The organism is Anabaena sp. CCY 0017, assembly GCF_963920885.1.
GTDB lineage: Bacteria > Cyanobacteriota > Cyanobacteriia > Cyanobacteriales > Nostocaceae > Nodularia.
On record NZ_CAWUDG010000004.1, the window covers coordinates 182,229 to 195,890 of the forward strand.

16 protein-coding genes are annotated in these 13,662 nt (G+C 39.4%); 7 read left to right on the forward strand and 9 right to left on the reverse strand.

Translation table 11 applies throughout. The features are described from left to right. Positions 1–3: 3 nt before the first annotated feature. Positions 4–636, forward strand: a complete 633-nt coding sequence (locus ACM0OW_RS07180; protein WP_414549341.1) for a Uma2 family endonuclease — start codon at positions 4–6, stop codon at positions 634–636. A gap of 87 nt (positions 637–723) precedes the next feature. Here the strand turns inward: ACM0OW_RS07180 and ACM0OW_RS07185 are convergent, their stop codons facing one another. Then, complete coding sequence (locus tag ACM0OW_RS07185) at positions 724–1,809, reverse strand: tetratricopeptide repeat protein (RefSeq protein WP_414549342.1); 1,086 nt, start codon at positions 1,807–1,809, stop codon at positions 724–726. 177 nt (positions 1,810–1,986) lie between these two features. Here ACM0OW_RS07185 and ACM0OW_RS07190 point away from each other — a divergent pair, with 177 nt between their 5' ends. Then, positions 1,987–2,649: a class I SAM-dependent methyltransferase gene (locus ACM0OW_RS07190; RefSeq protein ID WP_414549343.1), complete on the forward strand. Its 663-nt coding sequence runs from the start codon at positions 1,987–1,989 to the stop codon at positions 2,647–2,649. Positions 2,650–2,707: 58 nt separating this feature from the next. On the opposite strand, the gene ACM0OW_RS07195 is transcribed toward ACM0OW_RS07190, so the two are convergent. From ACM0OW_RS07195 to ACM0OW_RS07220, 6 genes are all read right to left on the reverse strand, one after another. Then, positions 2,708–3,010, reverse strand: a complete 303-nt coding sequence (locus ACM0OW_RS07195) for a hypothetical protein (RefSeq protein WP_414549344.1) — start codon at positions 3,008–3,010, stop codon at positions 2,708–2,710. 236 nt (positions 3,011–3,246) lie between these two features. Beyond that, positions 3,247–3,708 carry an NADAR family protein gene (locus tag ACM0OW_RS07200; protein WP_414549345.1) on the reverse strand — a complete coding sequence of 154 codons (462 nt, stop codon included), beginning with the start codon at positions 3,706–3,708 and terminating at the stop codon, positions 3,247–3,249. A gap of 37 nt (positions 3,709–3,745) precedes the next feature. Continuing rightward, the gene (locus ACM0OW_RS07205; protein WP_414549346.1) at positions 3,746–5,605 is read right to left on the reverse strand and encodes a sensor histidine kinase; all 1,860 of its coding nucleotides are present in this window, start codon (positions 5,603–5,605) and stop codon (positions 3,746–3,748) included. A gap of 19 nt (positions 5,606–5,624) precedes the next feature. Then, positions 5,625–6,515 (reverse strand): phosphate/phosphite/phosphonate ABC transporter substrate-binding protein, encoded by an 891-nt coding sequence (locus tag ACM0OW_RS07210; protein ID WP_414549347.1) that lies wholly within the window; start codon positions 6,513–6,515, stop codon positions 5,625–5,627. A gap of 458 nt (positions 6,516–6,973) precedes the next feature. Beyond that, positions 6,974–7,300 (reverse strand): DUF6464 family protein, encoded by a 327-nt coding sequence (locus ACM0OW_RS07215; RefSeq protein WP_414549348.1) that lies wholly within the window; start codon positions 7,298–7,300, stop codon positions 6,974–6,976. A 25-nt stretch (positions 7,301–7,325) separates the two neighbouring features. Next, positions 7,326–7,448, reverse strand: a complete 123-nt coding sequence (locus tag ACM0OW_RS07220) for a hypothetical protein (protein ID WP_414549349.1) — start codon at positions 7,446–7,448, stop codon at positions 7,326–7,328. Positions 7,449–7,526: 78 nt separating this feature from the next. On the opposite strand from ACM0OW_RS07220, the gene ACM0OW_RS07225 reads away from it, so the two are divergent. From ACM0OW_RS07225 to ACM0OW_RS07235, 3 genes are all read left to right on the forward strand, one after another. Next, on the forward strand, positions 7,527–8,267 hold the full coding sequence (locus ACM0OW_RS07225; RefSeq protein WP_414549350.1) for an RNA methyltransferase: 741 nt from the start codon (positions 7,527–7,529) through the stop codon (positions 8,265–8,267). 135 nt (positions 8,268–8,402) lie between these two features. After that, positions 8,403–9,848: a serine hydrolase gene (locus ACM0OW_RS07230; RefSeq protein WP_414549351.1), complete on the forward strand. Its 1,446-nt coding sequence runs from the start codon at positions 8,403–8,405 to the stop codon at positions 9,846–9,848. 135 nt (positions 9,849–9,983) lie between these two features. Beyond that, positions 9,984–10,451, forward strand: a complete 468-nt coding sequence (locus tag ACM0OW_RS07235) for a DUF29 domain-containing protein (RefSeq protein WP_414549352.1) — start codon at positions 9,984–9,986, stop codon at positions 10,449–10,451. 32 nt (positions 10,452–10,483) lie between these two features. On the opposite strand, the gene dprA is transcribed toward ACM0OW_RS07235, so the two are convergent. Both dprA and ACM0OW_RS07245 read right to left on the reverse strand, forming a co-directional pair. Then, the gene (gene dprA, locus ACM0OW_RS07240; protein ID WP_414549353.1) at positions 10,484–11,602 is read right to left on the reverse strand and encodes a DNA-processing protein DprA; all 1,119 of its coding nucleotides are present in this window, start codon (positions 11,600–11,602) and stop codon (positions 10,484–10,486) included. Between the two features lie 404 nt (positions 11,603–12,006). Further along, on the reverse strand, positions 12,007–12,258 hold the full coding sequence (locus ACM0OW_RS07245; protein WP_414549354.1) for a hypothetical protein: 252 nt from the start codon (positions 12,256–12,258) through the stop codon (positions 12,007–12,009). 311 nt (positions 12,259–12,569) lie between these two features. Here ACM0OW_RS07245 and ACM0OW_RS07250 point away from each other — a divergent pair, with 311 nt between their 5' ends. Then, on the forward strand, positions 12,570–13,148 hold the full coding sequence (locus ACM0OW_RS07250) for a hypothetical protein (RefSeq protein ID WP_414549355.1): 579 nt from the start codon (positions 12,570–12,572) through the stop codon (positions 13,146–13,148). Positions 13,149–13,204: 56 nt separating this feature from the next. After that, entirely contained in the window at positions 13,205–13,588 is a 384-nt protein-coding gene (locus tag ACM0OW_RS07255; RefSeq protein ID WP_414549356.1) for a DUF2358 domain-containing protein, read from the forward strand. Positions 13,589–13,662: the final 74 nt, after the last annotated feature.

Below are 13,662 nucleotides of genomic sequence, written 5' to 3' on the forward strand. Positions count from 1 at the left end.
AATATGCTTGTCCAGTCAACGCTTGCTGAACAAAGAACCGTTTTACATAACATCAGTTGGGAAACCTTTGAAGCCTTGCTGAGAGATACAGGTGAGGATAGAGGTTCTCGGCTTGCTTATGACTGCGGTACTTTAGAAATCATGACCCCACTTTTTGAACATGAAAACCCTAAAATCCAATTTGACCGCCTTATATTCACTTTAGCTGAAGAAGTGGGTGTAGAAATTAAAAGTGCTGGTTCCACAACACTGAAGCGGCGATTAGCAAATCGAGGTATAGAACCAGATAATTGCTATTATATTCAAAATGAGCCAGCTATTAGAGGTCAGGAGACATTAAATTTAGAAACAGATCCTCCACCTGATTTAGCCATTGAAATTGACATTACCAGTAGTTCAGTTAATAAATTGGGAATTTATGCAGCGCTGGGTGTGACTGAACTATGGAGATATAACGGACAAGATTTAAAATTTTATCATTTGGTAGAAGGGCAATATATTGAGTGTAGCTTTAGTATTGCCTTTCCCCTAATTTCAGTCAGTGATATCAGTCGATTTATGCAGCAGAGTAAAAACATGGGTGAAATTGCTTTATTGAAATCCTTCCGTATTTGGTTGAGAGACAAAATACAGTAATTAGTTAGCAATCTCCCTGCATCATTGATTACGAATTACAAATTACGAATTACGTTAGCGAAGCTCCTCTGAAAGAGGCATTACAAATTACAAATTACCCTGCTGGTATTGCATAGCTTTAGCATAATCACCCAAGGCTTCACAAGTGAATTTCAAACTGCCTAGGGCTTGTTCTTCCATACGGACATCTTGAATTTTTCTAGCTAATAGCAAACGTTCTTCGTAATATTTAACTGCTTTTTTATAGTCGCCTAATGCTTCACAAGTAACCCCTAAACTGCTAAGAGATTGTTCTTCACTACGTATATCTTCAAGTTCTCTAGCTAATTGTAACCGTTCTTCATAATACAGAATAGCTTTGCCATAATTGCCTGTAGCATAGCAAGCATTGCCCAAATTTTTCAGTAGCTTGGAAGCACTGCGAATATGGTTGAGTAAACGTGCTATTCTGACACATCTTTCATAGTAAGCGATCGCTTGCGGATAATTGTCCAAAGCATAATAAGTATTACCTATATTTTTCAGTACCTGTTCCATACCCCAATTGTCTTGGAGTTCTTCAACAATTTGTAAACTTTCTTTTTGATATTCAATTGCTTTTGCAAATTGACCTGCTGCTTTATACACCAATCCCAAATTATTTAATGCTGCAACCTGACTCCGCTTATTTGACATCTCACGGGTGATTCTTAAACACTCTTGCAGATAGTTAATTCCCTGTTTATAGTCGCTTAGGTGACGGTAAGCATTACCCAAGTGAGACAGTGCTTGTATCTGTATCGATAAATCTGGGTGACTCTGTAGCAACGCTAGACACTGTTGGGAATAATAAATTGTGCTTTTATAATCACTTGATGTATATGCCACTAGTGACAAAAAGCACAACACCTGCTGCTGCTGTTCTATATTACCAACAGCCTGAAACATTTGTAGCGCTTGTTTTAATGATTTTAACGCCGTTATTAATTCACCGTCTTGTTGCTGTTTAACTCCTTGTTCCAATAACTGGGATGCTTCTGATAATTTGTGATAGCTATGCTGTTCTGACGCTACGCTTCCCTGTGGAAGTACCATTTCCCCCAAGGTACTCTGGTCAAATTGATGTGTAATTTTATCGGGCTTGATTTGTTTTAACGTCTTTTTTAGACTAGGGTTAGATTCATGTTTCGACATCGACCAATACCTGTTAAGTTTGATGATACACTTAGTGTTCCCAAAACCGTAGTTCTACTTTCATGGATGAAATGTCATGATTTCCTCATTACTTAGGTATTAAAAAAGAATTAACCATCGAGATTAGATCCATCCGTACCTAGCATACTAGGAAACGCTATAACAGGGAAATTAACAATGCAAAGAATCCTAGAACCAGAAGTTATGGATACCTGGGAAGAAGCCATTGAGTATGATGCAATGGATTTCACTCAAGTCAATACAGCTTTTGCAAAAGAGGCGATCGCCTTGGGGTCAAAACAAGCTAGTTTAGTCTTAGATGCTGGAACAGGAACTGGTCGGATTCCGGTTTTAATCTGCCAAATGTGTCCCCAATGGCAAATTGTCGCTATTGATTTAGCGGCAAATATGCTGCAAATTGCTGCACAACATATACAGCAAGCTCATTTAGCAGAAAAAATTAGTCACGAATTAGTAGATGCCAAAAACTTACCTTACGAAGATGGGGTATTTGATATGGTAATTTCTAATAGTCTTGTGCATCATTTACCTGATCCACTGCCGTTTTTTCAAGAACTGAAGCGTGTCACCAAACCCAATAGTGGTATTTTGATTCGTGATTTAATTCGGCCAGTGGATGAAGCAACAATGAATGCTTTGGTGGAAAGTATTGGAAATGAATATGACTCCCACCAGAAAAAATTATTTCATGATTCTCTCCACGCTGCACTCACAATAGATGAAGTGAATCAGTTAATTGCATCTGTGGATTTGGCTGGAGTAAAAATTTATCAGTCAAGCGATCGCCATTGGACAATTGAAAGATCCTGGATTTGTTAAATCAAACAAATGATTAGGTGCGTTTTACCTAGCTTGCTGCTTTACGCACCGTAAATTTTTATCTATTCATTGGTGTTTTTGTACTCCAAACTTGTTCAAATTCGGCTTTGGTAATGCCAAATTCTTGAATATCTGCTTCACCTAAAGGTTTATCACATAACATTCCATGATTATCTGAAAAATGGCTACCATCGTAAAACAAGACGTTGCCATTTTCGTAAACTTCTATTTGTCTGACAGCACATAAATCGTAGCCAACTTCCATAAAATAGGTGCTTGTACCCCAATTGTCATACTCGCCTCCAAGAGATTCATCCCAAAACCATTTACAATATTTCTTTAACTTTCTTGATAGAGACATAATTTCTTTACTCCTATAAGGGATTGTTACCTTCAAGCTACTCTATGAGAATATGCTTTTCGTATGTCTAGACGAGCATCCCTTGAAAAATTCAGTGCAGCAAAATGCTTTTACAAGGTAACGCACTATCAGAACTCGATGACTATAAAGATTAGTTTGACACCTTGAGAATTCTTTGCTTTTAGTAACTGTTTGAGACATCTGCAAAAGCAAGCATTAATAGCAATAATTTTATTTTACTTTACTCCAACCTGTAGGCTATTATTATAGCGCAATATCTCTCGCACTTCCATTAAAATGATGCCCAACATATTTTTACCACTACCATCAGAGCCACACCCCCAATAGTAGTCAATAGGTGAGTTTTCCACAATTTCTTGAGCATCTGTGGCTAGTAATATTTTCTGAATATCCTGATGGGTTTCAAATTTACGCAGTACAGCTTTCCTCATTATATCATCTTTAGCCTTTTCCCAGTCTGGGCGTAAAGGACGGCTTCTTTCACGTCCCATTTTTGCAGCATCTTTCGGAGTTTTAACTAAGCGTATTTGCTCTACATGGAATGTACCAATAAATTTTTGGGCTTGGAAATAGTGTTCACTGGTATACCAATACAAATTGTCTAACTCAAAGCCGTGGGGCGAAAAGTTGGAAAAACAGCCATATTGTTCGCGCGCACTGTAGAAATAAATTGTCATAACCTTTTTTAAGTAATTATTAGTTAACTAGATATTGCTAGTTTAATTGGGCTTTAATCGGCAAGAGAATCATAAACTCTGTTCCCTGTCCTAGTTCGGAAAATACTTCTATTTTACCTTTGTGTTTATCGATTATTTGGTAACAGATACTTAAACCTAAGCCAGTTCCTTTACCCACTGGTTTAGTTGTAAAGAAAGGATTAAATAACTTATCTTGAATTTCTGGTGGAATCCCTGAACCGTTATCTCTAATTATTACTTGGATGAAATCAGTATTTAATTGGACTGTATCTATGTGAATCTGTTTTTTTTGATTATTTTTTTGTTCTATCAAAACATCTATAGCATTACTTAAAATATTCATAAATGCTTGATTAAGTTGAGCCGGATAGCACCTAATTAAAGGAAGTTGACCATAGTTTTTAATTAGTACGATTTCCTGATTTATTTTGTGATTAAGAATTAATAGAGTGTTATCAATTCCTTCATGAATATCTACCTCCTTCATAGCGGCTTCATCCAGGCGGGAAAAATTACGCAAAGATAAAACAATTTGCCGAATCCGTTCAGCGCCCATTTTCATAGAACTCAGTAGGCTTGATATATCTTTAGTGAGAAAAATTAAATCTATTTCTGCAATTTTTTCGGCAATTATCCAATTGGGTTCCGGGTACTCTTGCTGATATAAATTTATTAAAATTAGTAAATCTTCAATATACTCATTGGCACATTGAATATTAGCATAAATAAAATTAACTGGGTTATTTATTTCATGGGCTATACCTGCTACCATCTCTCCCAGAGAAGACATTTTTTCTGTTTGAATTAATTGTCCTTGGGTTGCTTTCAAGTCTTGTAAGATTTTTTGCAGTTCCTGAGTCCGTTTTTCTACCCGTTGCTCTAAATCTTGGCGTGCTAACTCTAATTCCTGAGTACGTTCTTCTACTCGTTGCTCTAAATTGTGACGTGCTAGCTCTAACTCTTGTGTATAACTTCCCACCCACTCGACTAATTGATTTAGGGAAATAGCTAGAGTTCCCACTTCGTCATGACTATGAATATTAGCTCTCAGTTGAAAGTTTGATTCTTGAGTAATTCTTCTAGCAACGTTGGTTACAACTTCTAAAGGATGAGCAATTAACCTACTAGTATAGATTGCCAATGCTGCGGCAATTCCAGCTGACAGCAGCATACTACCAACAATAACTTGTATTCGCAGTTTTTGAGCATTTTCAAAGCGAGTATGTGCTTTTTGTTTCTGAATATTCGCATTACCTATCACAAAAATTAGATCGTCTGAAAGTTGATCGAATCTTAAATTGATGCCTAGTTGCTGTTCTTTCTGAAGTAAAATATTTAAATCTGTACTATAAGCATTTACATTTTGTCTTGCAAAATTATCAGTTTCAACTTCCTGCCAAAAAGATTGAACTATTTCACTATATAGTTTTGTTGTTAAACGATATCTTGTGATCAGCGAATGAACTTCTAGTTCGTTTATGACTAAATCATGGGAATGAGTATTAATAAATTTTTTGGTTTTATCCAAATTTTTATTGACTGCAATTAGCTGGTAATGGAATTGGTTTTTTTCTACTTCAAACCAAACTGGATTTTTTAAAACAGGAGCTAAACGTTGGGTATGTAGCCTGATTCTAGTTACCGAATTTTCTAAATCTTTTAACAAGGATTGCTGTTGATAAGATAGATTTAATTGCTTGTAGGCAGATTTTTCGTTATTGTGTACAAACAGCAAACCGCTTGTTGTGCCGATAAAAAAAATGCCAATTGCTACAGTATAGCCGTAGCTAATTTTTTGGGCAATATTCCAGCTATTACTGAGATTATGTAACCAGGCAAAATTTTTTTTGAATTTATTTTTATACTCTTTAAACATTAATTTATGTTTAACTTAATTAGAGAAAATACCCCAGCCCTATTTTTTGATAAACTTCACGAATAATATTGTATTCAGCATCATTAGCTGGCATAAATTTGGAGCCTTGATAAGGTTGGTTGACTGTGGTCATCAGCAGGCTATTAAGTAGTTTTTCGTGATTTTGCAGCATACGCGATCGCACATCTTCTATAACGCTAAATTCTAACTGGCTATTCATGACAAACACATCACTAGGTAGCAATTTTCCTTTAGCGATTACAGAAAAATCTTTCTCAGATAAACCTTCAGATTCTAGAAGTACTTTGTATCTATCAGATGCAATTGTCCAAGCATCTACATCACCTTTTTTTAAAGCTTGCATTCCCTGATTACCTAACATAAGAATCTTGACATCAGTAATTGGATCTAACCCTGCATCCATCAGCATTTTTGTCGGAGCTAAATGACCAGAAGTCGAACCAACTTTTCGCATGGCAATTGTTTTACCTTTGAGTTCCACTAATGATTTGATTTTGCTGTCGGCACGAACAAGAATTATAGGATAATAATTAAGGCGTTGAATAGCAACAATAGGAACAGCCTTCGCACGAGATTTTAAAACCACGTATTCTGATGGACCAGCCAAGACAATATCTATCTGACCTGATTGCAATGCTGGTGTTGCTGCTGTGCGATTTTCAACGGGAAAAAATCTCACAGGTATGCCCAATACCTGTTCTAAGGTACTGCGGAAGGCTTCATAATCGCGCTGCAAATTTTCCAGACCCATAGCATCTGCAACTGCAAATTTCAGATAATTAGATGTGGAATTGCCGGAATTATAGGAACTACTTTCAATAGGGCTAACGGCTGCTGTACAACCGCCAAGGAACAGAATCAAATTACACACCAATTTACGCCGTCTCATAAGTTTTAGTCATGTTAATAATTAATTATATGGGGCGTTTTTTATATATCGTTGATATGTTATTATCTTTTGTTGATATCTTCTACTGTGGAATTACTTAAAATTAATAAATATTCTTTAGGTAATTTTTCCAAAAAATATTATTTTTGCCAACATTTGAATATATTATTCTATTGAATAGATGTTTAAGGTTAAGAACAGGTTATTAGATAATGAAGGAAATCAAATAATTATAAATTAGAAAATATCTAATTTTATTTGTGGGATACTAATCATTAAGTGTGCCGCTCATCCAACGCCAGAGTTAAGCAGTAATTTTGGCAGATAATTGTAAAGTTGCTGCATGGGGTGCATGAGACATCTTGGAAAAAGCCATAGAGACAATTGATGAATTCTCCCGACAGAGAATTTCGCAGATGTCTATTCAATGTCACAATTCTCTAGTCCCTGAAATTGCGTTAAAATTGCTTTTCACTGGCAGCTAATTCTCTTGGTTCATAATGTCGGCAAGCCTGACAGGGACCACTAGGGTTAACAGCACAGCGCATATAGCCAGACCGAGCATTAAATTTGCAACTGATATCGCCAATCAGATAACCCACACCTTCCAAGTAATAGCGATCGCCTTCAATTGGTCTAATGGTCTGTGGGATGCGTCTAGCTGAAAAACTCGTAGCTGCTTGTCTGATCCGCAGGCGCGATCGCGCATGGGTTTTACGCATGACCCACAGAGAAAACAAGGACGGTAACAAACCAACGGTAATCACTAAAAGTGTCTTCAACACCTGATCTTTACCCCTTTTACACTGACTACTCTTTCCTGATGTTACACAGCATTTCCCCACTGGGAGAATTAGTGACAGATGGTAATGCCAAGATGGCATCTGGTAACTTAACTTTGAGGAAGAAGTACTGATCCACTGCTATCAGCATAACTGTTACAACCTAACGGATAAAGTATTTTTAGGTGCGAACTGAGAAATCAGGATAAGCAAGCGTGGGAGGCAAAAAATGGGTTTGGCTGGGTTAAGAATTGTGTTGATGGAACCGGCGGGAGAGATGAATATCGGCTCAATCGCTAGGGTAATGAAAAATTTTGGTTTATATAACTTAGTCATAGTCAATCCCCAATGTGATCCGGTGGGGGAAGAAGCTTTGAAAATGGCAGTTCATGCTAAGGAGATTTTAGAATCTGCGGTATTGGTAAAAACATTACCAGAAGCATTACAAGGATGTGTCCGGGCGATCGCCACTACAGCCCGTGTGCGTGATTGGCAAACACCTTTAGAAAATCCCCGCACTGCCCTACCTTGGTTACTAGAGTCAGCAGAAGCACCCGCAGCCCTGATTTTTGGCAGAGAAGACCGGGGCTTAAGTAATGAAGAATTAAATTATGCCCAGCGATTTGTTCGCATTCCCACCAGTGACAATTACGCATCCCTAAATTTAGCTTCAGCCGTGGGTATCTGCTGTTATGAACTAGCACAATATACAGCACCACAGACAACCCCACCCCCCAGCCAAACTGAACTGGCATCTTTGGATGTTTTGGAAACTTACTACCAGCAATTAGAATCTCTACTACTAGATATCGGTTATTTACACCCACATACAGCCCTGACTCGCATGGCTAAATTCCGGCAATTGTATAATCGCGCTCACCTGCAAACAAAGGAAGTTTCTATGCTGCGAGGCATTGTGCGACAAATAGAATGGGCGCTGAAAAACCAAGGGAATCATCAAAACTTGTAATTCTTCGTTAATATGTACAAAATTAACCCACCAAAAATAGTTAATATGGCTTAAACTAAACACAAAAAGGCTACTGAGTGAGTTTTGGGTCGGGAGTTTGCTGAAAAACATTCGGGTGGGTCACAAGGAGTAACAGTGTCAGAGTCAAGTGACAAACTAAAAAATTTCTCGCGGCGTGAACCCACAAACCGTCGCCCGCGTCAGAATAAAGGACAAAAAGTGGGCAAGAAAAAAGTCAAAGTACCACCACAGCAGCAGCGTCCTGCCAAACCACAAGTAGCTTTAACGCGGGTTAATCCTCCTCCAACTCCTACTGGGGTAAGGAGGTCAAAACCAGGGCTAGTCATGCCAGCTGCCGTGAAACCCCTTGGGTATGTAAATGCGACGGTACCATCCTTTAATCCCAACACCGTCAAGTACAGAACTGTGCGGGTACAGAAGTCAGCAATGCCCAAAATGGGTAGACGAGTTTCGCGCAAAACACGGTTAAAGCCAATGGCTAGAACCATGTTATATGCTCTGCGCTTGCTGATTGTGGGAGTTGGTTTGGGTGCAATTGTGGGAACAATATTGTCAGTCTTTGATCCTGCCACTCGGATGCCCAGTAATTCGGCTATACCATCTCAGAATGTGGGGACAAATCAGGCGCAACCTATCCCCAATGCGGCTGCCGGCTTATACCTATCCCAAGAAATTACCCCCTTAAAAGAAGCCGTGCAAAATTTAGCGGCCACCAACCCTAATCTCACACCTGGCGTTTTCTTTGTAGATTTAGATACAGGTAGCTACGTAGATGTGAATGGTTCCGCCAGTTTCTCCACGGCTAGCACCATCAAAGTGCCAATTTTGATCGCCTTTTTCCAAGATGTGGATGCAGGGAAAATCCGCCTGGATGAAATGCTGACGATGGAACAAGAGATGGTGGCTGGTGGTTCGGGAAATATGCAGTTACAAAAAGTGGGAACCCAGTACACAGCCCTGGAAGTTGCCACTCGCATGAGTACAATCAGCGATAATACCGCCACTAATATGGTGATCGCCCGACTAGGAGGTATGGAGGCGCTAAATCAGCGTTTTCAAAGTTGGGGATTGTCAGCTACAGCCATTCGTAATCCTCTGCCAGATTTAGCCGGAACCAATACCAGTAGTCCCAGGGATTTAGGTAATTTAATGGCTATGCTCAATCAAGGAAATTTAGTGACTATGCGATCGCGCGATTTGATCCTTGATATTATGCGTCGCACAGAACGAAATCATCTCTTACCTTCAGGCTTAGGTACTGGCGCAAGAATCCACCATAAAACCGGTGATATTGCCACCATGTTGGGTGATGTGGGTTTGATTGATATCCCCACAGGTAAGCGCTACATTGCGGCTGTGATGGTACAACGCTCCAATAATGACCCGGAAGCGGAAAAACTGATTAGCGCTATTTCTCGCGCTGCTTACGAACAATTTAGCCAGAGTATTGCACCCAATCCCGTGATCAATCTTCCAGCACCTAACAATATGGGCAACCCTGTGCTACCAAATAGTCCTCAAACCCCATTCACAACTCCACAAAATTTTCCTTCCAGATAAGTCCCTGCCTACTGATCTCAACAAGTGTCGTACTATAGGAACTAGTACATTAGACATCTCCAATAAGGAATGTAGAGACCTGCCACCGAACGTCCCTACAACGGTTCTGTGATCACGCATAAGTGAATCTGAAATATGTCCGACACCCTATATGATCGCGATTTACAATTATGGATTGAGCAAACGATTCAACAGTTACAGAATCATCAATTTGGGTCGCTGGATATTGAGCATTTGATTGAGGAACTAGTTGATTTGGGTAAATCAGAGAGGAATACACTCAGAAGTAATCTCAAAATCTTGTTGGCTCACTTACTCAAATTAAAGATTCAGCATGATGTACCTGATTTGATGCAAGCAAGTTGGTACAGTTCAGTTGTGGAACATCGTCAGCGAGTTCTCGACAATCTGGCAGATACCCCATCTCTCAAAAGTTTTTTGGTCGAGGCTGTGGAAAAAGCTTATCCCGATGCCCGTAAGCTAGCAATTAAGGAAGGTAAATTTGCTAAATTTGGGATTCGTATACCAGAAGAGAGTGAGTATCCCATCACCTGTCCTTTTGCGATTGAGCAAATTCTGGATGAGGATTTTTACGGGACTTGAAAACTCCAACTACAAACCACATCTTTTGTTATTTAACACTTCTGATATCGCATTCCGGGAAGTTGCGAAACCAAACCCATGAGTTCCAACTGCAATAATGCACTGGAAACTGAGCCAGTATTCATCCCGGTTTTCTGCACAAGATAATCAAAGGATAAAACATCACAAGCGATCGCATCCATGACTTGTTGCAGTTCTGGTAATAAATTCGGCAGCTTGATTGGTTCTGCCATTGGCAATGGGTCAATTGTATCAATTTTGGGGATGGCTCCCAGCATTTTTAACAATTCGTCCAGTTCCTTGAGAATTAAAGAAGCACCTTGATTGATTAATTTTAAACATCCTTGAGATGGATAATCATCGATTTTTCCGGGTAATGCATAAACATCTCGACCAAATTCATTGGCGTAAGAGGCTGTAATTAACGCCCCCGATTTTACAGGCGCTTCCATAACCAAAATCGCCCGGCTTAAACCTGCAATAATTCGGTTACGACGGGGAAAGTGAGTGCGATCAGGTGGGGTTTTGGCTGGATATTCACTCACGACTAAGCCTTGAGTCAAAATCTGTTTGTACAAATCCCGATTTTTGTGGGGATAAATTACATCGACACCAGTTCCTAAAACGGCGATTGTCCTTCCCCCGGCTTTCATTGTGGCTAGATGGCTTTCTGTGTCGATTCCCTCCGCCATCCCAGATACAACTGTAAAGCCATTTTTAGCCAAGGCTGTGCTAATCTGGCGAGTCCAACGTAGTCCATATTCGGAAGGTTTGCGTGTCCCGACAATTCCCACCAGGGGTTTTTGTCCGAGATTTTCTAGCAGTTCAACTTCACCACGATAATACAACATGGGCGGTGGGCTGGGAGTCTCTAGAAGTAACCGGGGATAATCTGCGTCTGCTGGTGTCCAGAAATGGGGGTTTTCTTGCTGGTGTTGGATGAGTAATTGTTCTGGATGTAAACGCGATCGCTGTTCAATTACTTTCCCTAATGTCTGAAACCCAAAACCTTCAACTTCTCCTAACTGGGCTTTGGTAGCATTCCAAGCTGTGGCTAGTGTGCCAAAATGCTGGTGTAACCGTCGCAGTAACACTGGCCCCACCCCAGAAATTCGCGTCCAAGCCAGCCAATATGCTCTTTCTTCCACCACTATGTCATCCTCACAATTACTCAATTGAGTATTCCCAAATTAGGTTTGTCTATCACTAAGCGCACCGATGCAATCTTCTCAAGGCGATATTTTGCGGTAATTTTATAGATTATAGGACTTACGCACTGTAAAAAATAATCATGGTATGCTGTTACCAAAATAGCCAATTTCCGGCTTTGAACAATGATTATGTTAATAGTAAATATACCCGTATGGTAGGGGTTTAGCAATGCTAAACCCCTACGAAATATGTGCTTTTTAGTGTTAAACATATTTTGGATTTATTGTCAATGCGTAAGTCCTAGATTAATCAGATCAAATTCCCGACTTCTGAAGAAATCGGGAATATTGCTGTTCAGAAATTATTGAGAGTTGCTATGCTTACCTGAACTTCCTAAAAGCCATTAGTGTCCATAGCTGAATGACTTAGCTAACACGGTAATATGACCAATTGCATAGGTGGCAACAAAGGCCTCAGCCAGCTTAGTAAGTGTGGAAAGATCACTAATAGGATTATAGTAACCAGCATCACTAGCTTGAGAACTTTCTCCACCAGAGATAAAGTCTAGCTCATTGAATTCATTGAGAAAGCTTTCAGAATCTTGAAACAATTCAGAACCAGTAGCGTTTAGTTCGTAAAGATTGATAGTTGCCATATTATTAGCTCCTCGATATGCTGCGCGTGGATTAACTTGGTAAACAATTAAGCTATGATTTGCTGAACTGTTACTGCTAGTTTTAGTTCTAAAAAATCAAAAAATCAATGCTAAAAAAAAATAAAATAGACATATTATCTGGTTTTATAGCTTAATTTCATGGCAATGTCTTCCTTGTCCGACTTGCCTAAAATGATGGGGTATTTCTTGATTTATCAGTTCTGGGGATGTCATCTGTGCAATCTTCGCCGTTTGCTACCTGTAAACAACCCCAAGGCGTTACCCTAGAGACTAGATACACAAAATAAACCATGATACTAGAAGAAATTGCGGGTACGCTCACCAAATTATTTGATCCAGCAGAAGTTAAAGCGATCGCTCCTGGATCTTGGCAAGTAGACACCGCTAGTTTTCGGCTGTTGGTACTGCTTTCTGAAGATAATACTTGGTTACGAATTCTACTGCCTATTGTCCCAATCCAAGAAGCTCAACCGTTTTTAGCACAGTTTCTAGAAGCCAACTTTGATGACACCCAAGAAGTCCGTTATGCCTTGTTTGATGGGGTAATTTGGGCAGTGTATCAACACAATAGTGAGACTTTGGTCAGTGCAGATTTTGCCAGTGCGATCGCTCGACTAGTATCTTTGTATGAAGCGGGTTTAGATAATGTCTTCAATCGTCTGATTGAAAGTCGCATCCGGCAAATTATCCAGACAGCAAAACAGCAGGGACAATCTCTGGAATCAACTATGCAAAATCTAGAACGTTTTTATGCAGAAGGATTATTAGGTGAAATCGACCAAACCGCAGCAGCCAGAGAACAAGTATTAACAGCTTGGCAGCGTCAGTTAGAACGCTTATGGAATGAAATAGATATTAAACTTGAATAAAATCCCCATATATCTCTACTTTTTAATATCTAACCATACCTCAATGAAAGCAACTTATGGATATTATTGAAATCCTCAAACAAGACTATCAAAGATTTCCCACAGATCAAACATACAGCATTTATGCTGAAAACGTCTACTTTCAAGACCCATTAACTAAATTTCGGGGTATTAAGCGCTATCAGCAGATGATTAAATTCATCCAGACATGGTTTATCAATCCCCAGATGGACGTACATGATATTCAACGTTTAGGAGACACCATAAAAACCGAGTGGACACTGAGTTGGAATACACCCGTCCCTTGGAAACCCCGCATTTCTATCTCTGGGTGGAGTGAATTAAGTCTTAATTCTGCTAGTTTGATTATTTCCCACATCGATTATTGGCACTGTTCACCCCTAGACGTAATCAAACAGCATTTTTCATCTATCCAATAGATCAAAGCTGACTGAGTTTGACATTGATTAATCTAGCTGGGAAAATTTATAGGCGAGATTCATCCGTCCCTGAT

What these genes read in the sequence shown, in the direction of transcription:
- ACM0OW_RS07180 (WP_414549341.1), top strand. Translation starts at nt 4, where the DNA reads ATGCTTGTCCAGTCAACGCTTGCTGAACAAAGAACCGTTTTACATAAC.
- ACM0OW_RS07185 (WP_414549342.1), bottom strand. Translation starts at nt 1,809, where the DNA reads ATGTCGAAACATGAATCTAACCCTAGTCTAAAAAAGACGTTAAAACAA.
- ACM0OW_RS07190 (WP_414549343.1), top strand. Translation starts at nt 1,987, where the DNA reads ATGCAAAGAATCCTAGAACCAGAAGTTATGGATACCTGGGAAGAAGCC.
- ACM0OW_RS07195 (WP_414549344.1), bottom strand. Translation starts at nt 3,010, where the DNA reads ATGTCTCTATCAAGAAAGTTAAAGAAATATTGTAAATGGTTTTGGGAT.
- ACM0OW_RS07200 (WP_414549345.1), bottom strand. Translation starts at nt 3,708, where the DNA reads ATGACAATTTATTTCTACAGTGCGCGCGAACAATATGGCTGTTTTTCC.
- ACM0OW_RS07205 (WP_414549346.1), bottom strand. Translation starts at nt 5,605, where the DNA reads ATGTTTAAAGAGTATAAAAATAAATTCAAAAAAAATTTTGCCTGGTTA.
- ACM0OW_RS07210 (WP_414549347.1), bottom strand. Translation starts at nt 6,515, where the DNA reads ATGAGACGGCGTAAATTGGTGTGTAATTTGATTCTGTTCCTTGGCGGT.
- ACM0OW_RS07220 (WP_414549349.1), bottom strand. Translation starts at nt 7,448, where the DNA reads ATGCTGATAGCAGTGGATCAGTACTTCTTCCTCAAAGTTAAGTTACCA.
- ACM0OW_RS07225 (WP_414549350.1), top strand. Translation starts at nt 7,527, where the DNA reads ATGGGTTTGGCTGGGTTAAGAATTGTGTTGATGGAACCGGCGGGAGAG.
- ACM0OW_RS07235 (WP_414549352.1), top strand. Translation starts at nt 9,984, where the DNA reads ATGTCCGACACCCTATATGATCGCGATTTACAATTATGGATTGAGCAA.
- ACM0OW_RS07245 (WP_414549354.1), bottom strand. Translation starts at nt 12,258, where the DNA reads ATGGCAACTATCAATCTTTACGAACTAAACGCTACTGGTTCTGAATTG.
- ACM0OW_RS07250 (WP_414549355.1), top strand. Translation starts at nt 12,570, where the DNA reads ATGATACTAGAAGAAATTGCGGGTACGCTCACCAAATTATTTGATCCA.
- ACM0OW_RS07255 (WP_414549356.1), top strand. Translation starts at nt 13,205, where the DNA reads ATGGATATTATTGAAATCCTCAAACAAGACTATCAAAGATTTCCCACA.